Here is a 24460-nt window from a genome sequence, read left to right as displayed (position 1 = left end):
GGTGGTTGGTTCCTCTCCGATCATGGGGGGCGTCGGCGATACGGTTCCGGCAGTATGAACCGGCATCACCTGAAGGGAGGGGAGAAACATGCAGGATTCAACCCGGAGACAGCGCGGACCCGTACGGCGCGCGGGGATCGTGGCCGCGTTCGTCGGACTGGCGGCGGGGGGCGCGGTGGCCGCACCGCCGCAGGACATGGGCGAGGCTGCACGTGATTTCGTCGCAGCGGAAGGGTATTGCCGGGTCGAGAGCGGAGAGATACCGGACCTGTTGCGAGAGCGGCTGCCGCCGGAGCAGCGCGAATCGGTGCGGCCGTTCGAACGGGCCGGGCCGTGGACCGTGCCCGTCCTGCTGCTGGAGGGCCACGAGGGCCCGGCGGAACCGGCGCGTTACCGGATGCAGGCGGGCTTCGAGTGGATGGAGGGTAGTCCGCCCGGGCGGATGCGGGATCTGCATTTCGTGCAGATCGACCGTTTTGAACCTTCGGACGAGGAGGCCGGCGACGGTAACGACGGCGGGGCGTGGGACGGGGTCTCCTGGCGCATGGTGATGAGCCCGATCCAGGGGTTTCCGGGTCACGTGGTCGCGGCCTCGCGCCGGAGCCTGGACGCATCGGCCATCGAACAGGCCCGCTGCCTCGAGCAGGCCTGTACCGATCCCGAACCGCTGGGTGACCGGGTCACGCAGTGGCGTGACAACGGCGAGGAGCTGTGGGATTTCGTCCCGCCATCGCTGCCCTCAACGCCGGAAGTCGGTCCGGACCCGGCATTCCTGCTGGGGTCCCTGCTGGATACCCGGCCGGGACAGCTGGAGGCCCGCGAGAGCGTCGGCTTCGCCGAGCCCTTCGCCGAGGCGGTGGTGGAGGTCGGGCTGGAGGAGCCGGGCGGCGTGGATATCCTGCTGCGCGACGGTGACCTGATGGACCACGAGCTGGAGGCGATCTGGCAGCGCCTGAGCGTCGGGCCGGACGCACAGGTCCGCACCGCCTGGGCGGTGGATCGGCGTCCGCCCCCGCCGTGGCTGGAGGAAGCTGACGCCCCGGATGCCGCCCCGGACGACCCGGACGACGCCGGGAAGGACGGGCGGGATGCCGACGCCGGCAAGGGCGGCCAGCCCGCCGGTGCACTGCAGGGTTCGTGGCGTGCGGCGCTGGTCGAGGGTGACGTGCCGCTGGCGTATTTCAGCGTGTTCCATGGCCGCGGCGAGACCCGTGCGCAGGGCGATTTCCTGATGGGCAATGCCCGCGGGCCCGGGCTGGACGGGGCCAGCGGTGATCTGGATTCGGTGGAGCTTGCCGCAGACGGGGACCGCGTGGAACTGGTGTGGAACCCAACCCCGGACCGGCAGGAGAGTTACCACCTGGAACTCGAACGCCTGGATGCGGACACCTGGGAGGGCCGCTTCCATGCGGCGCGCTATCCGCACGAACATGAGGTGCGGATGACGCGTCGCGGGGATTGAGACGGCCGGCCGGCGACGGGCGCCGGCCGGCGGGTCACAGGTCGAAGATCTCGGCCTTCAGGCCCCACTTGGAGGCCAGGGTCTCGGTGGCGTTGAGGAACTCCTCGGCGCGGGCCGGGTGGTTCCACTGGCCCTTCGCGATCCAGTTGAGCGCGGTGTCGCGATCGGGGGCCAGCGACAGGATGTGGATCAGCTCGCCGGCGTCACCGCCGATGACCTCCCCGCCCAGCAGGCCGCCGGTGTCCATGTCGCCGATCAGGCGAACAAAGCCCTCGGGCTCGTCCTGCCCCAGGGCGCGTGGCGAGGTCTCGAACGCGGCGAAGCCGACCGCGGGTTCCAGCTCTTCGTCCTCGGCATCGTCCTCGTCCATGCCCAGGCGCGCCATCTCCACCGCCGAATAGATGGCGATCGGCACGTAGCGTTCGTCCTGCTCGCGGGTGTTGCCGGTCTGGATGTTCTCCACCGCGATGGTGGCATCGGCCAGCGCGTGGTTGGCGGTCTGCCATTCGCTGGCGACGTCGCCGATGGCATAGATGTGGTCGACGTCGGTCTGCAGCGTGGCGCGCCGCTGCACGAAACCCCGCGCGTCCGTCTGCACGCCGACGCCTTCCAGGTTCAGGTCCGCGGTATGCGGCGTGCGGCCGGTACCCAGCAGGACCCAGTCGACCTCGTGGCGCCCGCCGTCCTGATCGGTGATGACGACGCCGTTATCGGTGGTCTCCACGCTCTCGTAGCCCTTCACCCGGATCGGCTCGACGCCGTTCTCACCCAGCTTGTCCTTCAGCGTCGACAGGGCCTGGGGGCTGAACTTCTGGCCGTTCAGGGGTTTCGAGCGGGTCAGCCAGGTCACTTCCTTGCCCAGCTGGGAGAAGATGAAGGCGAATTCGGTGGCCACCACGCCGGAGCCGATGATGGCGACCCGGTGCCCTTGCGGCGGGCGCTCGTCGAACAGCATGTCGGTGGTGATCACCCGCCCGGGGACGGCCTCGAACGGTGCGGGCACGGTGGCGGTGGCGCCGGTGGCGATGATGGTGTGCTTCGCCTCCAGGGTCTCGCTGCCGTCGGCGCCGGTGACCTCCAGGGTGCTGGCGTCGCGAAAGCGCGCGGTGCCCTCGCGGTACTGGATCTTCAGGTGCTTCATGTATTCCAGGTAGGAATCGCGCACCGAGGTCACGACCTCCTTCTGATGGTCCCAGGCCGGGTCCATCTCCGCGCTCAGCGATCCCCGGATGCCGCGGCCCTCGAAGTGGCGCTGGGCAGCCACGGTGCGCGCGGTGTGGTACCAGTCCTTCTTGGGCACGCAGCCGCGGTTGAGGCAGCAGCCGCCCCAGGTGTCCTTCTCGATGATGACGACGGAGAGTCCGCGCAGGGCGCCGAGGACGGCGGCGCGATAACCGCCGGGGCCGCTGCCGATGATGGCCAGGTCGAAGGTTTCGCTCATGGATGTGCTCACGGATTGGGGTCTTCGGTCAGGTCGATGATGGGTTCGTGCCATTCCAGCGCGGTGAGTTCGAGTTCGAACACGCGCCCCCCGGCCTCGTAGTCGAAGCGCACGGGGATGTGGTTCAGGTCCGGGGCGAACCAGGCGGCGAGTTCGACATCGCCGTTGTCGCTGCGGCGGACCACGCGCACGGTGTCCAGCGAGCCGATGCCGGAGTCCACGGTCTCCTCGCCGTCCCGGCGGAATTCGTATTCGCGCAGGCGGTCGCGCTCCAGGGTGCGGATACGGACGGTGTCGCCGGTGTTGCCCAGTTCACCGGTTTCCAGCTGCTGCATCATCATGTAGAGCGAGCCAAGGAAGTCGAGGGTGCCCTCGGGCACGTCGAGCGTGAACCGCTCGCTGTCGATGTGGCCGATGGCCTGCTGTTCCTCGTGGTCCAGGCGGGTTTCGACTTTACGCTCGTCGCGCGGGGTGACCTGGTGGGAGCGCGACGAGATCAGGTGCAGGCCGGAACCATTGGTGTTCAGCAGCGATTCGCGGCTGAGTTCGAAGCGCCCGAGTACGCGCAGGAATCCGGTCACGTGGGCATCCATCGCCATGCGCGTGCGGAGGTCTTCGTGGTTGAGGCTCATGGAGGCATTCAGCGTGCTGGCCATGGCCGTGGCCTCGAAGCTGGCGGTGAACGGCGGAATCCGCGACGCGTCCGCCGGGTCCGCGTTGCTGTCGGCGGCAGGGGCGGCGGTCGGGAACGCCGTTGCGAGGATCGCGGCCAGCGCCAGGACGAGACCGGTCAGCAACCGCGCCGTGAAACGCCGTCGGGCGGCGTCAGGACGATTCACCTGGGGCATGGGAAGTCACCTCGTGATCGAGCTGCAGGGGCGCCTCCAGCGGGGCGCCATCGTACCGGATCGTGGGTTCCGACCACTGAATCCGCCCTGAACACACCAGCCCGGCTGCTGCGGGGTAGAGGCGGTGCTCGGCCTGCTGCACGCGCGCACTCAGGGAGGCTTCGGTGTCGTCGGCCAGAACCGGGACCCGTGCCTGCATGATAACCGGTCCCCCGTCCAGTTCCGGCGTGACGAAGTGCACGCTGGCGCCGTGTTCGGTCTCGCCGTCAGCCAGGGCGCGGGCATGGGTGTCCAGTCCGCGGTACTTCGGCAACAGCGACGGGTGAATGTTCAGCAACCGTCCGGTAAAGCGTTCCACGAATCCCGGGGTCAGGATGCGCATGAACCCGGCCAGCAGCACCAGGTCCGGTTCGAACGCCTCGATGGTTTCGGCCAGGGCCGCGTCGAACGGTTCGCGCCCGGCGTAGTCGCGGTGGTTGAGGACCTGCTCCGGGATGCCGCGGGCGCGCGCAAACTCGAGTCCGCCGGCGTCGGGGCGGTTGCTGATCACGCCGACCACCCGGCCGTTGATCTCGCCGCGTTCACAGGCGTCGATCAGGGCCTTGAGGTTGCTGCCGCGCCCGGAGATCAGCACGACCAGGCGTTGCGGGGCCATGCCTGTCATCCCGCGGTGTACACCACGCCGGGTTCGTGTTCCGCGCACTCGGCGACCACGCCGATCGGCCAGGCCGGGACGCCGGCGGCGGTCAGTTCCGAAGACACCGCCTCCACGCTGGCCTCCGGCAGGATCAGCGTCATGCCGATGCCACAGTTGAAGGTCAGCAGCATTTCCTCGTCGGCGATGCCGCCCTGCTGCTGCAGCCAGCGGAACACCGCCGGCCACTGCCAGGCGTTCGTGTCGATGCGCGCATGCAGGGTCTCCGAGAGCAGCACGCGCGGCAGGTTCTCGGTCAGGCCGCCGCCGGTGATGTGGGCCGCTGCGTGCACCGGGTGGCGTGCCATGACCTCCAGCAGCGGCCGGGCATAGATGCGGGTGGGCGCCATCAGGGCCGCGCCCAGGGTCTCGCCGTCGCCGCCGGGCAGCGGCGCGTCGAGGTCCGCCTGCACGTGTTCCAGGACCCGCCGGATCAGCGAGTAGCCGTTGGAATGCGGACCGCTGGACGCCAGCCCGAGGATCACGTCGCCCGCGGCCACCTGGCTGCCGTCCAGCAGCTGATCCTTCTCCGCGATGCCGACCGCGAAGCCGGCGACGTCGTAGTCCTCGCCCTGGTACATGCCGGGCATCTCGGCGGTTTCGCCGCCGATCAGCGCGCAGCCGGCCTGCTCGCAGCCCTCGGCGATGCCGGTGATGACATCGCCGGCGATGTCGATGTCGAGGTGGCCGGTGGCGTAATAGTCGAGAAAGAACAGCGGCTCGGCACGCTGCACGATGATGTCGTTCACGCACATCGCCACCAGATCGATGCCGATCGAGTCGTGACGATCGGTCTGCTGGGCGAGCCGCAGCTTGGTGCCCACCCCGTCGGTGCCGGACACCAGTACCGGGCGGCGGTAGCGATCCACGGGCAGTTCGAACAGCGCGCCGAAGCCGCCCAGGCCGGCCAGGACCTCGGGGCGCAGGGTGCGCTGCGCGTGCGGCTTGATGCGTTCGACGAGTTCCGACCCGGCGGCGATGTCGACGCCGGCCTCGCGATAGGTCAGACCGGAAGAGGATTCGGACATGGGCAACGTTCCCGGAAAAGGGCCTTCTGGCGGGCCGCGACGCTGCCCGCGGGCAGGCGCGCATTGAACCCGGGCATGTTAGCCGCCCGTGCCGGGGCTTGCAAAGCACGGGCGGCGCGCCGGCGGCGGGCGCTGTGCTATGTTGAGCGGCGTGTTGCCTGCCTGCTGCCCGTGAGTCCCATGCCTGCCGTGTCGCGTTCCATTTCCGCTGTCGCTCTGTTCCTGTCCCTGTGGCTGATCGCTTTGCTGCCACAGGCCGCGGGGGCGGGGACGCTGGTCGTTCAGAGCGATGCGGAAGAGCGCGAAGCGGCGCTGGCGGAAGGGCTCCACGCGGCGCTGGTGCGGGTGGCGGGGCTGGATTCCGACGCGGTGCGGGCGCTCGCCGACGAGCTGCGCGAGACCCCGGACGATGACGAACTGCCGGCGGCGCTGGAGCGCCAGCAGGCGCGCGACGCGGGCGGCTATCGCCTGGAGTTCGACCGGACTGCCCTGCGCCGGTCGCTGCGCGACGCCGCCGTTCCGATGATCGTCGGCTCGCGTCCGTCCCTGCTGGTGTGGGCGGTGGAGGAGGCCGACGGCCGGCGTGACCTGCTGGGCACCGCGTCCGTCGGGGAGGACTCCGGCGTGCTGGCCGCGCTGGAGAGCCTGGCCGGCGAGCGGGACATGCCGCTGCTGTTGCCGCTGGGGGATCTGCAGGACCGGCGCGAGGCGCGCATCAGCGACATCGTCGGACGCGTGACCGAACCGCTGTTCGAGGCCGCTCGGCGCTACGGTCCGGACGGCCTGATCCTGCTGCACCTGCGACCGGCGGAAGGGGAGACCCGCGCGCGGGCCCTGCTGGTGCATCGGGACCGCGAATACCGTGCCGAGGCCACCGGCGCGGATGCCCCGGCGGCCGCGCGTCGGGCGACCGCCACGGCGCTGGACCGGATGAGCGCTGACCTGGCGCGGGTGCCGGACGAACCCGAGTGGATCACGGTGGGCTTTACCGGGGTGGCGGGTTTCGACGGTTTTCGCCAGTTGCGTGCCCGGCTGGACGGCATGGAGGCCATCGAACGCGTGCAGCTGGACTCGCTGGGCGGGGCCGCCCTGACCCTGCGGTTGCGCACCGGTCTGGATGCCGAGGCCCTGGACGAAGTGCTGCAGGACGCGGGTTTCCCCGCGGCCGGGGAGGAGGAACGGGAAGAGGCCGGACGCCCCGACGCCGCACTGTGGCTGGGTGTGCGTTGATCCGGAGGAGGATCCGATGAGCGCCGCAGGAACCCCGCCCCCCGGTGACCCGACCCCGGGAAACGTATCCGCCGCCACCGTGGCCGCGCTGCTGGGGCTGCTGGTCGTGGCCGGCGCGCTGTATCTGCTGGCACCCATTCTCATGCCGTTTCTGGTCGCGCTGCTGGTGGGCTACCTGTTCAACCCGCTGGTGACCCGCCTGGGGGTGCGCCTGAACACGTCGCGCACGGTGGCCACGCTGGTCATCTTCCTGCTGCTGATGCTGTTGCTGGCGGCGGTGGTGCTGGTCCTGATCCCGCTGGTCGCCGCCCAGCTGGAGCGCCTGTTCCTGTTCCTGCCGGAGATCATGGCGTGGTTCGACCAGCAGGCACGGCCATGGCTGGAGCGGCATGTCGGCGACGGCATCCCGGCGCTGGATCCGCAGGCGGTGCAGGACATGGTGGCGCGCCACTGGCAGGAGGCGGGCGGCCTGGCCGGCGGCGCGCTGCACTGGATCGGTAGTTCCACCACCGCGCTGGTGATGGGCGTGCTCAACCTGGTGCTGATCCCGGTGGTGAGCTTCTATCTCCTGCGCGACTGGCCGCGCCTGATCGACGGCCTGCATGACCTGCTGCCGCTGGGCTGGCGGCCCCCGGTGGAGACCTTCGCGCGCGAATCCGACGAAGTGCTGGGTGCGTTCCTGCGCGGGCAGCTGCTGGTGATGGTTTCGCTGGGCCTGTTCTATGCGGTGGCCCTGTCGCTGGTGGGCGTGGAGCTGGGGCTGGCCATCGGCGTGATCGCGGGTGTGGTGAGTTTCATCCCGTACGTGGGCGTGATCGTGGGCATCAGCCTGGCCAGTGCCGCGGTGCTGTTTGCCGGGGATGGCTGGCTCCTGCTGCTGGTGGTCTGGGCGATCTTCGCGGTGGCGCAGGTCCTCGAATCGGTCTGGCTGACGCCGTGGCTGGTGGGGGACCGCACCGGGCTGCACCCGGTGGCGGTGATCTTCGCCGTGCTGGCCGGGGGGCAGCTGTTCGGGTTCGTGGGGGTGCTGCTGGCCCTGCCGGTGGCGGCGGTGCTGGCCGTTGCGGTGCGCCACGCGCTGGCGCATTATCGCGCGCTCAATCAGCCCGCCCCCGGAGGGGATGCCGACCCGTGACCCGAGATCCCGCCAGCGCCGACACCGACGTGGCCCAGCTGCCGCTGGACCTGCGGCTGCGTGATGCCTCGCGCTTTGCGGAATACCACGCCGAGGCCAACCGGATCGCGCGTGACACCGTGGAGAGCCTGGGGCGCAACGCCGGACTGAGTCAGCCGCAGGTCTATCTGCACGGGCCGGGCGCGATCGGCAAGACCCACCTGCTGCAGGCGGCCTGCCACGTGGCGCATGAACGCGGCGACCGGGCCGCCTACCTGCCGTTGGCGGAACTGGCCACGGCGCCCCCCGCGGCGGTGCTGGACGGGCTGGAGCGTGCAGGGCTGGTGGCGCTGGATGACCTCGCGGCGGTGGTCGGCTCGCCGGCCTGGGACGAGGCGCTGTTCGGCCTGCTCAACCGTCTGCGCGATGCCGGTTGCCGGGTGCTGCTGGCGGCGCCGGAGCCGCCGGACGGCATGGGCGCGACCCTGCCGGATCTGAGCTCCCGCCTGGGCTGGGGGCCGGTATTCCGCCTGGAGCCCCCGGAGGAGGAGGACCTGCGGCGCATCCTGGTGGACCGCGCCCGGCGGCGCGGCCTGGAGATGCCGGATGCGGTGGCCGCCTACGTGCTGCGCCACCAGCGGCGGGACGTGGCCGCGCTGCTGGCCCTGCTGGAACGCCTCGATCTGGCGGCACTGGCCGAACAGCGCCGCCTGACCATCCCCTTCGTGCGCGATCAGCTGGCGCGTTCGGCCGCCGACTGAGCCGCGCGGGCGCGGCGCGCGTCCAGCTTCACGAACAGCAGGCAGCCGGCAAACCAGGCCAGGCTGAAGCCCGTGACCAGCGCACCGTAGAGACGGTCGCTGGCGACCGATGCCAGTGTGATCCCGAGGGTGATGTAGGCCAGCGCCAGCAGGCTGGCCCAGGCATGGGTGTAGCGGCGCGCATGCAGGACCCCGCGCAGCGGGAACAGCAGCGGCACCAGCAGGATCGCCAGCGCGAGGGCGCGCGGCAGGGCCTCCGGCGGCTGCAGCCAGCCGGTGAATGCCAGCAGGGTGGCGAACAGGCCGAACCAGCCGATCAGGGCCATCCAGCGGAACAGGGCCACGAGGTTCATGCCTTGCCGCCTCCCCGGCCCTCTGCGGCCTGAAGCCGCTGCGCCAGCCGCCCCACGCGCTCGCCCAGCGCGCTGGCGATGCGCTGCTCCTCGCGCGAGACCGGCGCCTCGCCGCGTTCCCCGGCCACGTGGCTGGCGCCGTAGGGCGTGCCGCCGGTGGTGGTCGTGGAGAGTTCCGGCACGGTGTACGGCACGCCGGCCCACAGCATGCCCTGATGGATCAGCGGCAGGGCCATGGTCAGCAGGGTGGTCTCCTGGCCGCCGTGCTGGCTGGCGGTGCTGGTGAACACCCCGAACGGGCGATCCACCAGGCCGCCGCTGGCCCACAGCCCGCTGGTGCCATCGAGGAAGTGCTTGAGCGGCGCGGCCATGTTGCCGAAGCGGGTCGGCGAGCCCAGCACCAGCCCGGCGCATTCTTCCAGATCGCGGGTCTCGGCCCAGGGCGGGCCGCTGTCGGGCACCGCCGGGGTGTCGCCGGGGGTGCCGGTGGTCACCGGCGGGACCGTGCGTACCCGGGCGGTGGCCCCGGACTGCTCCACGCCGGTGGCCACGTGGCGCGCCAGTTCGGCAGTGGCGCCGTAGCGGCTGTAGTACAGCACCAGGACTTCCACGGCGGCGCTCACGGCAGGATCTCCAGGATCTGTTCGGGCGGCCGGCCGATGCGTGCGGCGTCACCGTGGACCAGGATCGGGCGCTCGATCAGTTTCGGGTGTTCGACCATGGTCCGGATCAGCGCCTCGTCGTCCAGCTCGGCGTCCTTCAGGCCCAGTTCGCGGTATTCGGCCTCGCCGGTGCGCAGCAGCTCGCGCGGGCGCACTTCCAGACGCTCGAGGATCGTGCGCAGGGTGTCCGCGTCCGGCGGGGTCTTCAGGTATTCGACGATCTCCGGCTCGATGTCGCGTTCACGCAGCAGGGCCAGCGCGGCGCGGGACTTGCTGCAGCGCGGGTTGTGGTACAGCGTAGGGCGTGGCGATTCGGACATGCACGGACTCCGGAGGTGAAGGATTCATGACTGAGGCCAATGATAACCGGGCCCGCCGCTGGCGTGTCAGCGGCCGGGTGCAGGGCGTGTTCTTCCGCGCCTCCACGCAGAAACAGGCGCGCCCGCTGGGCCTGACCGGCCATGCCCGCAATCTCCCCGACGGCAGCGTGGAGGTGCTGGCGGTGGGCTCGCCCGAGGCCCTCGACCGGCTCGGGACGTGGCTGCAGGAGGGCCCGCGCCAGGCCCGGGTGGACGATCTGCAGGTCGAGGACGTTCCGATCCCGCAGCCGCCGCCGGAGCGGTTCACCACCGGCTGAGCCGGGTCGGGTCTTTCCCCCGACGCATTGCGGGTGTAGATTAGAACGAACGTTCGTTTTAGTGAGGCGTCGATGACTGCCAGTCCCGGAAAGGTCGTACGCGGGGAGACCCTGCGCAAGCTGGTGCTGGACACCGCGCTCGAGCGCTTCAGCGCCGACGGCTATTTCAATACCTCCATCCACGACATCCGCCGCCAGGCCGGGGTGTCGATTGGTTCGATCTATCACCACTTCGGCAACAAGGAGGCCCTGGCCAAGGCGCTGTACGACGACCTGCTGCAGCGCATGGATGCCGGGCTGCAGCAGGTGATGGAGGAGAGTCAGGACTGCCGCACGCGCTGCGACGGGATCATCGCCTTTCTGTTCGAGACCACCGCACAGGCCCCGCAGACCATGCGCTTCGTGCTGGAGTCCCGCCACCGGGAGTTCCTGCCGGATGAACCGCCGGTGTGTTCGTCGCAGCCGTTCCAGCGCATGCGCGAATGCATCGAGCAGGGCATGGCGGCCGGCGAGCTGCGGCCGATGGAGGTGCCGGTGGCGGCCACTGTGGCCTTCGGCGGAGCCATCCGCCTGCTGCACCTGTACCTCGATGGCGTGCTGGACCGGCCCCTGTCCGACTTTTCGCCCGACATGCAGGAGGCGGCATGGCGGGCGATTGCGATGGATCCGCCTCGCAACACCACCCGGGAGAACGCATGATGATGAAAAGAATGGCCGTACTGCCGTTGCTGCTGGCGCTGGCCGCATGGCCAATGCTGGCGGTGTCCGCCGCCGAAGCCGGCGCCGAACCCACCGACGCGAAGGCGCTGGAAGGCGTCGAGACCGGGCGCGTGGTGTTCGATCTCAACAACAGCGACCCCGAGGGGCTGGCGCTGTACCTGACGGTGATCCGCGAGACCCACGAGGACTTCACCGACCAGGGCGTGGAGCCGGACATGATCCTGACCTTCCGCGGGCTGGCGGTGACCATGGTCAGCGAGGACCGCGAGCGGTTCGAACTGACGCAGTTCGAGCATCTGGACGCGATCGAGGAGCACATCGCCGCGCTGCGCGAGAAGGGCGTGCGGATGGAGGCCTGTTCGGTGGCCACGCGCCTGTTTGGCGTGGAGAACCACGACCTTCTGCCGGGTATTGATCCCGTACGCAATACCTTCGTGTCGCTGACCGGGTATCAGGCGCAGGGCTATGCGGTGATCCCGATCTACTGACCCCGGGAAGAGAACCGGAAAACCACCAGGAGGAGGAAACTACATGAGAAAAACGATACTGAGCATCTTTTTCGCCTGCGTCCTGCCGCTCGGTCTGGCCGTGCCGGCGGTCGCCGACGACGAGGGCCTGGACAACCGCGAGGCGACCCAGGGCATCGAGACCATGCGGGCGGTCTACGACATGCGCAAGTCCGATCCGGACGTAATGCTGGCGTACCTGCGCGGTATTGCCACCAACCACGAGAACCTGCTCAAGGAGGGCGTGGAGCCCGACCTGCGCATGGTGTTCATCGCCGAGGCGGTCAAGTTCATCACCACCGATCCGGAGCCGGAGGTCGACATCGACCACGCGGAGACCCTGGAGGAGATCGCGAAGGCAGTGGACCGGCTGGATGAACTGGGCGTGCAGATGGAAGTCTGCTCGGCCGCCACCCGCGCCTACGGCGTGGACAACGACACCATCCTGGAGCCGATCAAGCCGGTTCGCAGCGGATTCATCGCGGTGATGGGCTACCAGAACCAGGGCTACGCGCTGGTGCCGGTCTACTGAACCCGCACACCCCATCACACGGGGCCTTTGGGCCGTTGCATCCGTGCAGCGGCCTTTTTTCTGTCCGGCCACCCGCGGGCGTAGCGCCCGCCAGGGCTCAGCCGCGCGCCAGCCGGCGGTTGAGCACCCATACGGATAACGGCGCGAACACCGCCGCGATCCCCGCCGCCCAGGCCAGCGATGCCAGCGCCGGGGCCGCGACCGCTCCGTCGTCGTTCATCAGCCCGCGCGCGGCGTCGGTCAGGAGCGACACCGGGTTGGCCTGCACGAAGCCCTGCAGCCACTCGGGCATGGTCTCCACCGGGACGAACGCCGAGCTGACGAACGTGACCGGGAACAGCGCGGTGAAGCCGAACAGCTGCACGTGTTCCGGGTCGCGCGCGAGCACGCCGACCAGCACCATCACCCAGGAAAAGGCCACCGCGAAGGTCAGCACCAGCAGCACCATGACCAGCAGATGGCCGAAGGAGGTGGCCAGGCGGAAGCCCAGCAGGTAGCCCACGATCAGCAGCAGGGCGATGCACAGGAGCTGCTTCACTACGTCCGCGAGGATGCGCCCGGCCAGCGGCGCCCAGCGCGGGATGGGCAGGGCGCGGAAGCGGTCGAACACCCCGCGCGTCAGGTCGATGTTGAGGCCGTGGCCGACATACACCGTGACGAACAGCATGTTCATCACGATCACGCCCGGCAGCACGAAGGCGAGGTAGTCATCCGGCGAGCCGGCGATGGCCCCGCCGAACACGAACAGGAACAGCACCAGGAACAGAATCGGCTGGATGGAGTAGTCCCCCAGCTCCCAGGGATTGCGGCGCACCTGCACCAGGCTGCGCCAGGCCAGCGCGAGGGTCTGGTCGAGGGCGTTCATGCGGCATCCTCCCCGCTGTCCCCGGCGGCATCGGCCGGGGCGCCGGCGCTGCCGGTCTGTCCGGTGAGTGACAGGAACACGTCGTCCAGGCTGGCGCTGCGCAGGCCCAGCTCCGCGACCTCGATCCCGGCGGCATCCAGCTCGCGCAGCACCGCCGGCAGCAGCGAGGCCTCGGCCACCGGTGCGCTGAGGGTCTCGCCTTCCACGTGCGGTTCGCTGCCGGTGAGCGTGGCTACCTGGCGGGCGGCTGCATCCGCCTGGTCCGCCCGCGCCAGGCGCAGGAACAGCGTGCGCGTGCCGACCCGGGCCTTCAGCTCCGCGGCCGTGCCCTCGGCGATCACGCGGCCCTGATCCAGCACCACGATGGAATCGGCCAGCGCATCGGCCTCCTCGAGGTATTGGGTGGTCAGCAGCACCGTGGTGCCCGCGTCCTGCAGCCGGCGCACCCGCGCCCACAGGTCGCGGCGGGCGCGCGGGTCCAGACCGGTGGAGGGTTCGTCGAGGAACAGGATGCGCGGGCGGCCGACCAGGCTGGCGGCCAGATCCAGCCGCCGGCGCATGCCGCCGGAATAGGTCTGCACCGGGCGGTGCCCGGCCTCCTGCAGGGAGAAGTCGAACAGCAGCTCGTCGGCACGGGCCCGGGCCGCGGCGCGCTTCATGCCCAGCAGGCGGGCGATCAGGATCAGGTTCTCGCGCCCGGTCAGCTTCTCGTCCACCGAGGCGTACTGGCCGGTCAGGCCGATGATCTCGCGCACCCGCGCCGCCTCGTCGACGACATCGAGGCCGCCGACCCGCGCGCGACCGGCGGTGGGGGACAGCAGGGTCGCCAGCATGCGTACCGTGGTGGTCTTGCCGGCGCCGTTCGGGCCCAGCAGCCCGAGTACATGGCCGGCCGGGACCTGCAGGCTGACCTCGTCTACCGCGCGGGCGCCGGCGAAATCCCGGACCAGGCCTTCCACCTCGATGGTGTTGTCCACGCTTGCCTCCGTTGGCGGACGGTCAGGCGTGCTGCAGCTCGCGCGTCAGCTCGCGTCGGATCATCCAGTCCACGTACAGGAACCCGAAGGGCACCACGCCCATTGCCAGGACCAGCAGCCACTTGAGTACCGACCAGCCGCGCAGGTGGCTGGCCACCACGGTGGCGGCCGCATAGATCAGGAACAGGATGCCATGGATCCAGCCGACCCAGGTGACCGCCATGTGCATGTCCGCATAGGTGCGCAGCGGCATGGCGACAAACAGTAGCGTGATCAGGGAGATGCCCTCGATCACGCTGATCGCGCGAAAGTATTTCATGGCCTTCCGGTATCGCTGGTGAAACGGCCGCGAAGGGTAGCACGCGGGCGCGCCGTCGGCGGCATTCCCGGTGCCTGACGCAGCCCCTACGGCGTGATGGTGACCGGGGCCTCGAGGGCGCCGAGCAGGGCGTCGCCCTGCGGGCCGGCCAGCAGCGGGCTGCGGCGGCCGAGCACCACTTCGGCCGCCGGCTGACGCTCCAGTGCGCGGAGCAGCTCGCGGGGAGCGCTCGAGCGCAGCGAGTGAACCCGCACCGGAGGGTCGTCGGTCGCCACCCATTCGCTCAGGGCCCGGTCCCGCTCCCGCGCGGCGTCGGGGTCGTCCAGCGGGACGAGCAGCACGGTCAGGGGGCGCCGTTGATGGCGGGCCCGGGCGCGGGCGAAGACGAGCGCATCGTGCGCGGTCTCCGGGGCATCGACCACCACCAGGACCGGGCTGTCGGGGCGTGTCGGCCGGGTTCCGGTGAGGTGGACCCGTCCCGGGGCTTCATGGACCAGGCTGCGGGCGGTGGAGCCCAGGCGGCTGCCGGTCGCGGCCGACCATCCGATCTTGCCCAGCACGAGGAAATCACCGGGGGTGGTCAGCGCAAGCACCTCGCGGCGCACCGATCCGCGGCGGACCTCGAGCGAGCAGTGGATCCTTGCACGCGCGGCGGCCTGTTCGGCCGCACGGCGGAGGTGGGCGGCGCGGCGCCGCAGGCGGGTTTCCAGCGGCCCGGTTTCCAGTGGCCGCGGCTGCCCGGAGAGCGAACCGATCTCGCGGGTGAAGGGGTAGGCGGCGCTGCGCAGCAGATCGGCCTCCTCGACAAAGATCGCCTGCAGCTCGCCCTGCAGCGTCGAGGCCAGCGCCGCCGCGGCCTCGAGCGCGGCCTGGCTGGCGCGCGAGGCGTCGAGCAGGACCAGGATGCGCCCGGCCTCCGCCGACGGGGGCGGTTGTGTGCCCGCGGGATCAGTCATCGTCCTCGTCCCGAGGAACGGGTCCGGCGTCCTCCGCGCCCGCGTCCTCGTGCCGGCGATGCCGCGCAAGGCGGGCGAAGGTCGCCAGCCGGTCGGCGACCGCGCGGTTGAAGCTCTCCGCCGGGAACTCGCCATCGGCGTCCGCTTCCCCGGGGGGCATGTCGGCGAGCAGGGCGACGGCGTCGTCCACCGTGCGCAGCGGGTACACGCGGAAGCGGCCGGCGGCCACGGCTTCGCGCACGTCGCGCCGCAGCATCAGGTGCTCCACGTTGCTGGCCGGGATGAGCACGCCGTGGCCGTTCATCTCGCCCGCCTCCCGACAGACATCGAAGAACCCCTCGATCTTTTCGTTGACCCCGCCGACGGCCTGGACCTCGCCGTGCTGGTTGACCGAGCCGGTTACCGCCAGCGCCTGCTTCAGCGGGACCCGCGCGATGGCTGACAGCAGGGCACAGATCTCGGCGACCGAGGCGGAATCGCCCTCGATCCCGCCGTAGGACTGTTCGAAGGCGAGACTGGCCGACAGCGACAGCTCCGCATCCCCGGTGTAACGGCTGGCGAGAAAGCGCGAGAGGATCATCACGCTCTTGCTGTGGATCGGTCCCGCCAGTCTGGCCTCGCGCTCGATGTCGATGACCTGGCCCTTGCCCGGCCGCGCGGTCGCGGTGATGCGCATGGGGCGTCCGAACAGGTGGCTGCCCAGCTGCATCACGGACAGGCCATTGACCTGGGCCGTCTGCCTGCCTTCCGCGGCGATCATCACCGTGCCGCGGCGGATCTGCTCCAGGCTGCGCCGCTGCACGCGTGCCGAGCGCTCGATGCGTTCCTCGATCGCGCGTTCGATGTGGGCGGTGCCGATGATTTCGGCCTCCGCCTGACGCGCCCAGTGGTCGGCCTCCATCAGCAGGTCGCGCAGGGTGCGGTCATGGGCGGTGAGCTTGGTCTGGTCCCCGGCCAGACGGCTGGCGTGTTCGATGGTGCGGGCCACGGCGCCGCGGTCCAGCGGGCGCAGCTCGTCGCGCCGCGCCATGCTGGCGAGCATGCGCGCGTACAGGGCGTAACCGGCCTCGTCGCGCTCGAGGTCGTCCTCGAAGTCGGCCTCGACCTTGAACAGCTCGGCGAAGTCCGGGTCGTAATGCGACAGCAGGTAATACAGCAGGCGGTCGCCCACCAGCACCACCTTGGGCGACACCGGGACCGGTTCGGGTTCCAGGCTGACCGTGCTGACCAGGCCGTAGAGCCGCTCCAGTGATTCGATGCGGATCTCGCCGGAGAACAGCACGCGCTTCAGGCTGTCCCAGGCCATTGGCTGCATCAGTACTCGCCGGGCGTCGAGGATCAGATAGCCGCCGCTGGCGTGGTGCAGCGCACCGGCGCGGATCAGCGAGAAGTCGGTGTACAGCGCGCCGTTGTGCACGTGGTGTTCAATCTGGCCGGTCAGATGCTGGTGATTGGGCAGGTCCTCGTAGATCACCGGCGCCCCTTCGGTTTCCGCATGGTCCACCAGCAGGTTGGCGCGAAAGCGGGCCAGCAGCGCTTCCGGGGGCGCGTGATCCTGCCCGCTCTGCCCGTCCTGCCCGCCCTGTTCGTCGTGGCCGCCGCGGAAGGCCTCGGCGTGTTCCACCACGTGCCCGTGGATGGCGTCCAGCTGTTCCACCACCCGCGGCAGGTGCGCCCATTTCTCCTTCAGTTCGCGGATCGGGCCGCCGAGGGTCAGCTGCACCATCTCCTCGTTCAGCGAGTGGACCTTCTCCCGCAGCTCCTTGCGCAGGCGGGGCACCTGCTGGATGGCCTGCTGCAGCTGTTTCTGCAGTTCCTCCGCCTTCTGCTCGATGCGCTCGCGTTCTTCCTCCGGCAGCTTTTCGTATTCCTCCGGGTCCAGGACCTCGCCGTCACGCACGGGCGCGAAGGTGAAGCCGCTGGGGGTGCTCACCAGCTCGATGTCGTGCTTGTTGGCCTCTTCCTGGACCTCGCGGACGCCTTCGTTCTGGCGTTCGGACATCTCCTCCTGCAGTTCCCGCAGCCGCCCCTGGTATTCGTCGCTCTCGAAGGCGGCGGGGATGCTGGTGCGCATCTCCTCGACCAGGTTCTCGAGATCATCGCGCAGCTGACGTCCCTCGCCGGCCGGCAGGCGAATCGCATGGGGGCGTTCCGGCCGGTCGAAGTTGAAGACATGGCACCAGTCCGGCGGAACCTCTTCGCTGGCCGCGCGGCGGGCGAGAAAACGCCGCACCAGGTCGTGCCGGTCGCTGCCCTCGGGGCCGAGCACGAACAGGTTGAAACCCGCGCTGCGCATGCCCGCACCGAATTCCAGCGCGCGCAGCAGCCGGTCCTGGCCGCAGGGGAGTTCCAGTTCTTCCAGCTCTTCGGTGGTGTCGAACGCGAGCTGCTCCGGCGGGCAGCGATGGTAGGTCCGTTCCGCGTCCAGGGGTGTCGGTCGGGTCATGCCAGCTCTCCTTGATCCGTACCCCGGACCATAGCCGGATACCTGCCCCGGCGACAAAGGCCTGCACCCCGGGGTTGCCGGGCCGCGCTCCCGCAGCCGGGATCAGCCTCGTGTGTGGACAGGACCCAGTTCCAGCAGCTCCAGGCGGTGGTTGCCCGAGGGGTGCGGCTCGGATGGCCCCTGGACGAGCAGGGCCAGGCCTTCGTTGATGCCGTTCTCCGCGAGCCACTGGTGCGCAAAGTCGTTCCAGTCGCTGCGGTCCTCGGCCACGGCCTCCGGCCGGACACCGTAGGAAAACTGCAGGCCCCGAGCGGTTTCGGGGTGCGGCGTAAAGGCCGTGATCCAGCAGGGCAGGCCCAGGCCGGCGATGCGTCGGGCGGTGGCGCCGCTGAGCGTGGGCACCAGCGTGACCTGCGGTCGGCTCCGGTGCGCGGTGTGGAACACGCTGCGCGCGATCAGGTCGGCGGCGCGCTCCTGCTCGGGCAAGTCGGGTTCGTCGGGGTGGTCGGTGCCCGCGGCCGCGTCGCGTTCCGGTTCGATCGAGCGGGCGATGGCCGCCAGCATCGCCACGGATTCCACCGGATAGCGCCCCATCGCGGACTCGCCGGAGAGCATCACGCAGTCGGTGCCGCCGAGGATGGCATTCGCCACGTCGGTGGCCTCGGCGCGCGTGGGCCGGCGCGAGTTCACCATCGACTCCAGCATCTGCGTGGCGGTGATCACCGGGCGGTTGTGCCGGTTGGCACGGCGGGTGATGCGGCGCTGGGCCAGCGCGATGCTCGCGATCGGGATCTCCACCCCCAGATCCCCGCGCGCCACCATGATACCGTCGGCCGTCTCGAGGATGCTGTCGAGCTGCTCCAGCGCATCGGCGCGCTCGATCTTGGCAATGATGAAGGGGTTGTAGCCCAGATCCTCCGCGGCCTTGCGCACCGCCAGGATGTCCTCGCCGTCGACCACGAAGCTCTGGCTGACCGCGTCCACCCCGTGCTGCGCCGCAAACCTCAGCCATTCGTGATCCTCCAGCGTGAAGGCGCGGATCCCGAGATCGATGCCTGGCAGGTTCAGCCCCTTGCGCGAGCGCAGTTCCCCGCCGGTCTGCACGCGACAGCTGACGTCGGGCCCTGCGACCGACTCCACCTCCAGCTCGATGTAGCCGTCGTTCAAAAACAGCGCATCGCCCGGCTGCACCGCCTCCGGCAGCCCGGAGAACGACACGCTGACCCGCGAGGCGTCCCCGATGCACTCCTGCGTGGTCAGCGTGATGCCCTGACTCGGCTCCAGCTCGATCGGCTCCTCGGCCAGTTCGCCGATGCGCATCTTCGGCCCCGGCAGATCCCCGAGGATGGCCACACGGGTACCGGTTTCCTGCGCCGCCTCGCGGATCCGTGCGATCAGCCCGGCGTGACAGGCGGGATCGCCATGCGAGAAGTTCAGCCGGACCACGTTCAGCCCCGCCTGCATCATCCGCCGCAGCGTCTCCGGAGAATCGGACGCCGGCCCGACGGTGGCCACGATCTTGGTCTTCTGTGCGGGAAACGGCATGGCAGGCTCTTGCTCGGTCACTGCTACCGAGAGTAAACCGTCCGCGAAAGTCTGTCGCCACCGAGACCGGCAGGCGTCCTCCATCCGGAACCCGGATCCCTCGCAATGGTCCATGGGTATGTGTTCCGGGGCAGGGGATCCGCCAGGCCGACAAACACCGGCTGTCGACATATCAAGCCGGAGGGATGGTGCACGTGATACGGACGAACGGGATCTGCACATGGCCCATGGCCCATGGCCCATGGTCCTGGTGGCCGTGGCGCTACTGGTGTTCGGCCTGAGCGGCAACGCGGCCGCCGGGGAACGGCAGGCCGAGATCGTGCAACTGGTGGGGGGCCTGGACGAGGACGAGCTCATCGTCTTTGAGCCGGAGGACCCCCGGTACACCGTGACGGTCTTTACCGACGTCAACTGCCCCTATTGCCGCGAGTTCCACCAGCAAATCGATGACTACCTCCTGTGGGACATCCGCATTCGCTATGCGGCGTTCCCCGTCATCGGCAATGCCTTCGAGCAGATGGAGGCGGTGTGGTGCAGCGACGACCGGCAGGATGCCATCACGCGGGCCAAGCTGGGCGGGACCGAAGTAAAGGCGGAAGGCTGCCCGAATCCCGTGGCCGATCATCTGGCCATCGCCCGGGAGCACCGCTTCCTGGGTACCCCCACCATCATCACCCCCAAGGGCCAGATCAGGTACGGCCTGGTCCCCGCCGCCGAACTCGCAGACATGCTGGAAGCCGAGGTGGCCCGGTAAGCAGCGTAACGAGCCGGAAGCGGCCCCTTCTCCATGCGCTGGGGCCCTCTCTGGTCCTTAACGATATCGGTGGATGCCTGGACGCTGACCCGGCCGGAGGCAGCCACCTAGCCCGTCGCCCACCTGGTTGCCGCACTACGCGCCTGGTTGTTCGTTGTCGCCGAGCCCGTCGAACTGGATCCGCTGCACGCCGTCCAGCTTCACGTTCCTGCGTGCGCACCAGAGGTCATGCTGGTCCTGCATGGCAAGCCAGCTTTCCGGAGATCGCCCGAGCGTTTTCGAAAGACGCAGCGCCATCTCGGGGCTGACCCCGCTGCGCCCCAGCAGGATACGCCCCAGGGTGGAAGGCGAGACATCGAGCTTGCTGGCCAGGTGGCGGGCACTCAGCCCGAATGGTTCCAGATAGACCTCGCGAATGAACTCGCCCGGATGCGGAGGGTTGTGCATCGTCATCAGTGGTAATCCTCGTAATCCAGAACATGGACATTGCCGTCGCGGAATTCGAAGGTTAGACGCCAGTTGCCGCTGACCCGGATGCTCCAGCGTCCCTTTGCAGTGCCCTTCAGTCGGTGCAGGTGGAACCCGGGGATATCCATGTCTTCGATCGTGGCCGCCGTATCCAGTGCTGCCAGCAGTATTCTCAGACGTCCTGCATGTCGAGGTTGTATGCCAGTCACGCTGCCCGACTCGAAGAAGCGGCGCAGTCCCTTGTGCCGAAACGACTTGATCATGTTACGAGTGTAGCGCATTGCGCGACATGCGACGCCTCATTGATGTGATCAGTCGAGAAAGGCGACGGCTTTGACGAGGGCGTGGGCGCGGGTGCCGGGTTGGAGGCGCAGGCGTTCGGCGGAGAGGCGGGTGAGTTCGGCCATCAGTGTCTGGCCGTCGTGCTGGCGGCAGACGGCGAGGATGCGCGCGGGACCGTGGTGGCCGGGGGCCTCGTCGAGGGACTCGATGGTGACCGGGACGATGTTGAAGACGGAGACGTCGTCGGGCGCGGAGAGGGCGAGGGCGACGTCGCGGGCATCGATGCGCAGGCGGGCCTGGCTCCCGGCGCCGTTGGTGGTGCCGGGGGTGGTCGGTACGTGGTAGCGGGCCTCGGGCGGGCCGAAGGGGTGCAGGCCGTGTTTGTCGGCCGGGCCGAGTTCGCCCTGGAGGACGGAGACGGCGCCCTGTTCGCGGAACAGGGGGGAGTCGGCTCGGGCCAGCGCCTCGCGCAGGGGTTCCAGGCGTTCGAGCTGGCCGTCGTGCATGAAGGCGACGCGGTGGGCGAGGCGTTCGACCTCGTCCGGGGCGTGGGTGACGAGCAGGGTGGGGATGCCGGTCTCCTCGGACAGCCGCGCGAGGAAGGGCATGATCTCGCGCCGGGTCTGGGTGTCCAGGGCGTTCAGGGGTTCGTCGAGCAGCAGCAGGTCCGGGCTGGTGAGCAGGGCGCGGCCGAGGGCGACGCGCTGGCGCTGGCCGCCGGAGAGCGCCTCGGCGCGGCGCCTCAGCAGGTCATCGATGCCGAGCAGGCGGGCGACCTCGTCCAGGTGCAGGCGGCGCAGGGGCTCCGGTGTGCGCTTGTAGCCGTAGAGCAGGTTGCCGCGTACCGACAGGTGCGGGAGCAGGGTGGATTCCTGGAACACCAGGCCGACGCGGCGGCGGTGCAGCGGGACGAAGGTCTTGCCGGATTGCCAGGGGGTGGCGCCGAAGTGCACCTCGGCGCCGGGCGGGTGTTCCAGCCCCGCGATGATGCGCAGCAGTGTGGTCTTGCCGCAGCCGGAGCGGCCGAACAGGGCGGTGACGCCCTGCAGCGGGAAGGCGGTGTCCACGTCCAGGGTGAAGCCTGCGCGCTCCAGCCGCGCCTTGATCCGCAGGGTCTCGTCGATGGGGCCAGTCACAGGCGCACCGTGTCGAAGCGGCGGTTGATCGCGTAGACGATGAACAGCACGGCGAAGGCGAAGACCAGCAAGCCGAGGGACAGGCGGTGGGCGGCCTCGAAGTCCATGGCCTCGGCGTGGTCGTAGATCAGGATGGACAGCACCTGGGTCTCGCCAGGGATGGCGCCGCCCAGCATCAGGATCACGCCGAACTCGCCGAGGGTGTGGGCGAAGGCGAGGGTGGCGGCGACGATGAAGCCGCCGCGCGACATCGGCAGGATCACGGTGAAGAAGCGGTCCACCCGGCCGGCACCCAGCGAGCCGGCGATCTCGCTCGGCCGGCGGCCGAGGTTGGCGAAGGCCTGCTGCAGCGGCTGCACCGCGAACGGCAGGGAGTAGATCACCGAGGCGATCAGGATGCCCTGGAAGGTGAAGGCCAGGTGGTTGAGGCCCCAGCTCTCCAGTGTGCTGCCGACCGGGCCGGCCGGGCCCAGCAGGACCAATAGATAGAAGCCGAGCACGGTGGGCGGCAGCACCAGCGGCAGGGCCACCAGCGCCTGCACCGCGGTGCGCAGGCCGCCGGGGGCGCGGCCGTTGGCCAGCCACCAGGCGATGGGCGTGGCGATCACCAGCAGGATCAGCGTGGTGTAGATCGCCAGCTTGAGGGTGACCTCGATCGCCATCCAGTCCGTGGGGCTCAGCTCGAACATGTCCGGTTACCGGGCGGCGTCGTCGGGCAGCTCTTCGCCGGGCATCACGAAGCCGTAGCGGCGCATGATGTCGCGGGCGGTGTCGCCGTTCATGTAGTCGGCGAAGCGGTGCGCGGTCGCGTTGTGTTCGCCCCGGCGGGTGATGATGAAGCCCTGGGTCAGGGGTTCGTGCAGCGCGTCGTCGATCAGGTGGTGCGGGTGCTCGGCGAGGTCCGGGAACTCGGCCAGCGACAGGGCGATGATGCCGATCTCGGCACCGCCGGCCTGGATCATGCGCGCGGTCTGGGCGATGTTGTCGCCGTTGACGATCTTCGGCTGCAGCTCGTCCCAGACACCCGCGGACTTGAGCGCTTCCATCGCGCGCACGCCGTAGGGCGCGTGGGTGGGCGAGGCGATGGCGACGCGGCGGATGTCGTCGCGCGTCAGGTCTTCCAGTGTCATCGTGGAGGCATCCATGCGGTTGCTCCACAGCACGATGCGGCCGATGGCGTAGACCTCTGGCTCGGTCACCGCATGGCCCTCCGCGCGCAGCTTCTGCGGGTAGGCGATGTCGGCGGAGAAGAAGACGTCGTACGGCGCGCCGTTCATGATCTGCGTGGTCATGCGCCCGGAAGAGCCGTAGGTCACGCGCACCGCGTCGTCCGGGTGTTCGCGCTCGTATTCCTCGATGATCTCGTCCAGCGCGAAGCGCAGGTCGGAGGCGGCGGCGATGGTCAGCGGGTCGTTGGCGGCCACCAGGCCGGGCAGCAACAGGAACAGGGTCAGGAGCAGGGTGCGCAGGTGCATCATCGGGCGTCCTTTTCGGTTTGTTCTTTCACGCACGGGGGTGCTCGTGCTTTTTGCACGGGATCGGGCCATGGGTGGAGGATCCGGGTGTCGGGTCGGCGGGGATTTTTGCATTCGCGTTATGTTTAGTGAAACATAACGGGCTCGATGAACCCGGTCAAGCATCGGGCGGTCGGGCCCGGTGGCCGCAGGGGCCGGGGGACCGCCGGCCGGCCGTGCATCCCGGATCCGGGATGCCTCGATTCAGCGCCTTTTTGAAGGAGTGCGCATGAGTAACGAAACGAACGAACCGATGGACGAGCCGCAGCTGGAGATCAGCGTGGATGCGTCGCGCGAGCTGGTGGATATCGGGCTGGCGGTACTGCTGGACATCCGCCAGCCGTTCGAGCTGGAGCTGGAAGGCGCGGTGGATGGTGCGGTATCGGTGCCGCTGTTCCGGCTGAAGCAGCTGCTGGGCAAGCATCTGTCGGAAGAAGAACAGGAGCTGCTGGATGCGGACGAGCCGGACGAGCGGGACTTCCAGCACTTCCTGTCGCTGATCAACCAGCACCATGTGCGCCAGGATCAGATCCTGCTGTGCCTGTGCAACAGCGGGCGGCGCAGCCTGCGGGCGGCGCAGCTGCTGCGCGATCTGGGGTATGTACGCAGCCTGTCGGTGCGCGAGGGGTTTCGCGGGTGGCAGGCTTCGGGGAAGGCGGATTGAGGGTCGCGGGCCGCGGCGGTTTCGTCACGGCCGGGGCCCTTGAGGGCGTCGGGGTGTTCGCGTGCGAGCACGCTCCCACATACCCACATACCCGCATAGTCCCATAGCCCATAGTCAATATGGCCAGATATGCGGGCTATTCGTTGTCGTCGCGCAGCAGCGGGCGCATGGCGTCGAGCTCGTCGCGGATGGCCTCGGCGGCGCGCTCCTCCATGCGGCGGTAGCGGGCGAGGACGTCCTCGCCCAGCGGTGTGACCCGGGCGCCGCCGCCCCGGGAGCCTCCACGTGCGGTATCCACCAGAGGTTCGCGGAAGCTGCGGTTCATGGTCTCCACCAGGTTCCAGGCCCGGCGATAGGACATGCCCATGTCACGCGCCGCACCGGAGATCGAACCCGCGCTCCGGATGGCCTCCAGCAGGCGTGCCTTGCCCGGTCCGAGGGCCGTCACCTCGCCCAGCAGGATCCGCAGGCGGGGTGTCGGGTCATGCCGGTTCTGGCTGTTGGGGGCGCTGTCGGGGTTGTCGGGGTCGCTGCTCATGGCTGGCC

Annotated in this window: 29 protein-coding genes; 10 read left to right on the top strand and 19 right to left on the bottom strand. The window is 69.5% G+C overall.

All coding sequences use genetic code 11. The features are described 5' to 3' along the window. Positions 1-139 precede the first annotated feature (139 nt). A complete protein-coding gene (locus F620_RS0101325) occupies positions 140-1462 on the top strand; it encodes a hypothetical protein (protein ID WP_019569196.1) in 1323 nt (440 codons plus the stop codon). A gap of 34 nt (positions 1463-1496) precedes the next feature. Here the strand turns inward: F620_RS0101325 and F620_RS0101320 are convergent, their stop codons facing one another. The 4 genes from F620_RS0101320 to purM are packed head-to-tail and all read right to left on the bottom strand — an operon-like array spanning position 1497 to position 5473. Then, a complete protein-coding gene (locus F620_RS0101320; protein WP_019569195.1) occupies positions 1497-2903 on the bottom strand; it encodes an NAD(P)/FAD-dependent oxidoreductase in 1407 nt (468 codons plus the stop codon). 8 nt (positions 2904-2911) lie between these two features. Then, the gene (locus F620_RS0101315; protein WP_026331277.1) at positions 2912-3751 is read right to left on the bottom strand and encodes a DUF3108 domain-containing protein; all 840 of its coding nucleotides are present in this window, start codon (positions 3749-3751) and stop codon (positions 2912-2914) included. Then, positions 3729-4406 carry a phosphoribosylglycinamide formyltransferase gene (gene purN, locus F620_RS0101310; RefSeq protein ID WP_019021318.1) on the bottom strand — a complete coding sequence of 226 codons (678 nt, stop codon included), beginning with the start codon at positions 4404-4406 and terminating at the stop codon, positions 3729-3731. Before purN ends, F620_RS0101315 begins: the two co-directional genes overlap by 23 nt. A gap of 5 nt (positions 4407-4411) precedes the next feature. Continuing rightward, on the bottom strand, positions 4412-5473 hold the full coding sequence (gene purM, locus F620_RS0101305) for a phosphoribosylformylglycinamidine cyclo-ligase (RefSeq protein ID WP_019569193.1): 1062 nt from the start codon (positions 5471-5473) through the stop codon (positions 4412-4414). A 180-nt stretch (positions 5474-5653) separates the two neighbouring features. Between purM and F620_RS0101300 the strand changes: the two genes are divergently transcribed. From F620_RS0101300 to hda, 3 genes are read left to right on the top strand one after another with little or no spacing between them, the layout of a single operon-like run. Continuing rightward, entirely contained in the window at positions 5654-6703 is a 1050-nt protein-coding gene (locus F620_RS0101300; protein ID WP_019569192.1) for a DUF2066 domain-containing protein, read from the top strand. Between the two features lie 16 nt (positions 6704-6719). Further along, a complete protein-coding gene (locus F620_RS0101295) occupies positions 6720-7838 on the top strand; it encodes an AI-2E family transporter (protein ID WP_019569191.1) in 1119 nt (372 codons plus the stop codon). Further along, a complete protein-coding gene (gene hda / locus F620_RS0101290; RefSeq protein ID WP_019569190.1) occupies positions 7835-8578 on the top strand; it encodes a DnaA regulatory inactivator Hda in 744 nt (247 codons plus the stop codon). The genes F620_RS0101295 and hda overlap by 4 nt, the downstream gene beginning before the upstream one ends. Here hda and F620_RS0101285 read toward each other — a convergent pair. Genes F620_RS0101285 through arsC form a run of 3 tightly spaced genes read right to left on the bottom strand, consistent with a single transcriptional unit; the run spans position 8551 to position 9913 of the window. After that, entirely contained in the window at positions 8551-8931 is a 381-nt protein-coding gene (locus F620_RS0101285) for a DUF2069 domain-containing protein (RefSeq protein ID WP_019569189.1), read from the bottom strand. The two genes, hda and F620_RS0101285, sit on opposite strands and share 28 nt — an antisense overlap. Continuing rightward, positions 8928-9554: an NAD(P)H:quinone oxidoreductase gene (gene wrbA / locus F620_RS0101280; protein WP_019569188.1), complete on the bottom strand. Its 627-nt coding sequence runs from the start codon at positions 9552-9554 to the stop codon at positions 8928-8930. Before wrbA ends, F620_RS0101285 begins: the two co-directional genes overlap by 4 nt. Continuing rightward, positions 9551-9913 carry an arsenate reductase (glutaredoxin) gene (gene arsC, locus F620_RS0101275; protein ID WP_018946505.1) on the bottom strand — a complete coding sequence of 121 codons (363 nt, stop codon included), beginning with the start codon at positions 9911-9913 and terminating at the stop codon, positions 9551-9553. The genes wrbA and arsC overlap by 4 nt, the downstream gene beginning before the upstream one ends. A 26-nt stretch (positions 9914-9939) precedes the next feature. Between arsC and F620_RS0101270 the strand changes: the two genes are divergently transcribed. From F620_RS0101270 to F620_RS0101255, 4 genes are all read left to right on the top strand, one after another. Beyond that, a complete protein-coding gene (locus F620_RS0101270) occupies positions 9940-10230 on the top strand; it encodes an acylphosphatase (protein WP_018946504.1) in 291 nt (96 codons plus the stop codon). A gap of 72 nt (positions 10231-10302) precedes the next feature. Next, entirely contained in the window at positions 10303-10929 is a 627-nt protein-coding gene (locus F620_RS0101265) for a TetR/AcrR family transcriptional regulator (RefSeq protein WP_019569187.1), read from the top strand. Between the two features lie 2 nt (positions 10930-10931). Continuing rightward, complete coding sequence (locus F620_RS0101260) at positions 10932-11438, top strand: DsrE family protein (RefSeq protein WP_026331275.1); 507 nt, start codon at positions 10932-10934, stop codon at positions 11436-11438. Between the two features lie 43 nt (positions 11439-11481). Next, positions 11482-11988, top strand: coding sequence for a DsrE family protein (locus F620_RS0101255; protein WP_018870105.1), 507 nt, complete (start codon positions 11482-11484; stop codon positions 11986-11988). A gap of 97 nt (positions 11989-12085) precedes the next feature. Here F620_RS0101255 and F620_RS0101250 read toward each other — a convergent pair whose 3' ends face one another. The 6 genes from F620_RS0101250 to pyk form a co-directional block, all read right to left on the bottom strand. Next, entirely contained in the window at positions 12086-12853 is a 768-nt protein-coding gene (locus tag F620_RS0101250) for an ABC transporter permease (RefSeq protein ID WP_019569185.1), read from the bottom strand. Further along, positions 12850-13830, bottom strand: a complete 981-nt coding sequence (locus F620_RS0101245; protein WP_019569184.1) for a daunorubicin resistance protein DrrA family ABC transporter ATP-binding protein — start codon at positions 13828-13830, stop codon at positions 12850-12852. The genes F620_RS0101250 and F620_RS0101245 overlap by 4 nt, the downstream gene beginning before the upstream one ends. A gap of 22 nt (positions 13831-13852) precedes the next feature. Next, a complete protein-coding gene (locus F620_RS0101240; protein WP_019569183.1) occupies positions 13853-14149 on the bottom strand; it encodes a DUF3817 domain-containing protein in 297 nt (98 codons plus the stop codon). Between the two features lie 86 nt (positions 14150-14235). Then, entirely contained in the window at positions 14236-15105 is an 870-nt protein-coding gene (locus F620_RS0101235) for a universal stress protein (RefSeq protein ID WP_019569182.1), read from the bottom strand. Then, positions 15098-17551: a Lon protease family protein gene (locus F620_RS0101230; protein WP_019569181.1), complete on the bottom strand. Its 2454-nt coding sequence runs from the start codon at positions 17549-17551 to the stop codon at positions 15098-15100. Before F620_RS0101230 ends, F620_RS0101235 begins: the two co-directional genes overlap by 8 nt. Positions 17552-17653: 102 nt before the next feature. Further along, positions 17654-19096, bottom strand: a complete 1443-nt coding sequence (gene pyk, locus F620_RS0101225) for a pyruvate kinase (RefSeq protein WP_019569180.1) — start codon at positions 19094-19096, stop codon at positions 17654-17656. A 241-nt stretch (positions 19097-19337) separates the two neighbouring features. On the opposite strand from pyk, the gene F620_RS0101220 reads away from it, so the two are divergent. Continuing rightward, complete coding sequence (locus tag F620_RS0101220; RefSeq protein ID WP_019569179.1) at positions 19338-19850, top strand: DsbC family protein; 513 nt, start codon at positions 19338-19340, stop codon at positions 19848-19850. Between the two features lie 135 nt (positions 19851-19985). Here the strand turns inward: F620_RS0101220 and F620_RS0101215 are convergent, their stop codons facing one another. From F620_RS0101215 to modA, 5 genes are read right to left on the bottom strand one after another with little or no spacing between them, the layout of a single operon-like run. Continuing rightward, complete coding sequence (locus F620_RS0101215; protein WP_231373857.1) at positions 19986-20351, bottom strand: HigA family addiction module antitoxin; 366 nt, start codon at positions 20349-20351, stop codon at positions 19986-19988. Then, on the bottom strand, positions 20303-20581 hold the full coding sequence (locus F620_RS0101210; RefSeq protein ID WP_026331274.1) for a type II toxin-antitoxin system RelE/ParE family toxin: 279 nt from the start codon (positions 20579-20581) through the stop codon (positions 20303-20305). Before F620_RS0101210 ends, F620_RS0101215 begins: the two co-directional genes overlap by 49 nt. Before the next feature lie 48 nt (positions 20582-20629). Next, a complete protein-coding gene (gene modC / locus F620_RS0101205; RefSeq protein WP_019569176.1) occupies positions 20630-21736 on the bottom strand; it encodes a molybdenum ABC transporter ATP-binding protein in 1107 nt (368 codons plus the stop codon). Further along, positions 21733-22425, bottom strand: a complete 693-nt coding sequence (gene modB, locus F620_RS0101200) for a molybdate ABC transporter permease subunit (protein WP_019021299.1) — start codon at positions 22423-22425, stop codon at positions 21733-21735. The genes modC and modB overlap by 4 nt, the downstream gene beginning before the upstream one ends. A gap of 6 nt (positions 22426-22431) precedes the next feature. After that, entirely contained in the window at positions 22432-23211 is a 780-nt protein-coding gene (gene modA / locus F620_RS0101195; protein WP_026331273.1) for a molybdate ABC transporter substrate-binding protein, read from the bottom strand. Between the two features lie 268 nt (positions 23212-23479). Here modA and F620_RS0101190 point away from each other — a divergent pair, with 268 nt between their 5' ends. Beyond that, the gene (locus F620_RS0101190) at positions 23480-23914 is read left to right on the top strand and encodes a rhodanese-like domain-containing protein (protein WP_019021297.1); all 435 of its coding nucleotides are present in this window, start codon (positions 23480-23482) and stop codon (positions 23912-23914) included. Between the two features lie 136 nt (positions 23915-24050). On the opposite strand, the gene F620_RS0101185 is transcribed toward F620_RS0101190, so the two are convergent. After that, positions 24051-24452, bottom strand: a complete 402-nt coding sequence (locus F620_RS0101185) for a winged helix-turn-helix domain-containing protein (protein WP_019569174.1) — start codon at positions 24450-24452, stop codon at positions 24051-24053. Positions 24453-24460: the final 8 nt, after the last annotated feature.

The sequence above is a fragment of the Thioalkalivibrio sp. ALE11 genome (assembly GCF_000381205.1).
GTDB lineage: Bacteria > Pseudomonadota > Gammaproteobacteria > Ectothiorhodospirales > Ectothiorhodospiraceae > Thioalkalivibrio.
The sequence above is the reverse complement of the archived record's forward strand: the minus strand, read 5'-3'. Positions and strand labels throughout refer to the sequence as shown.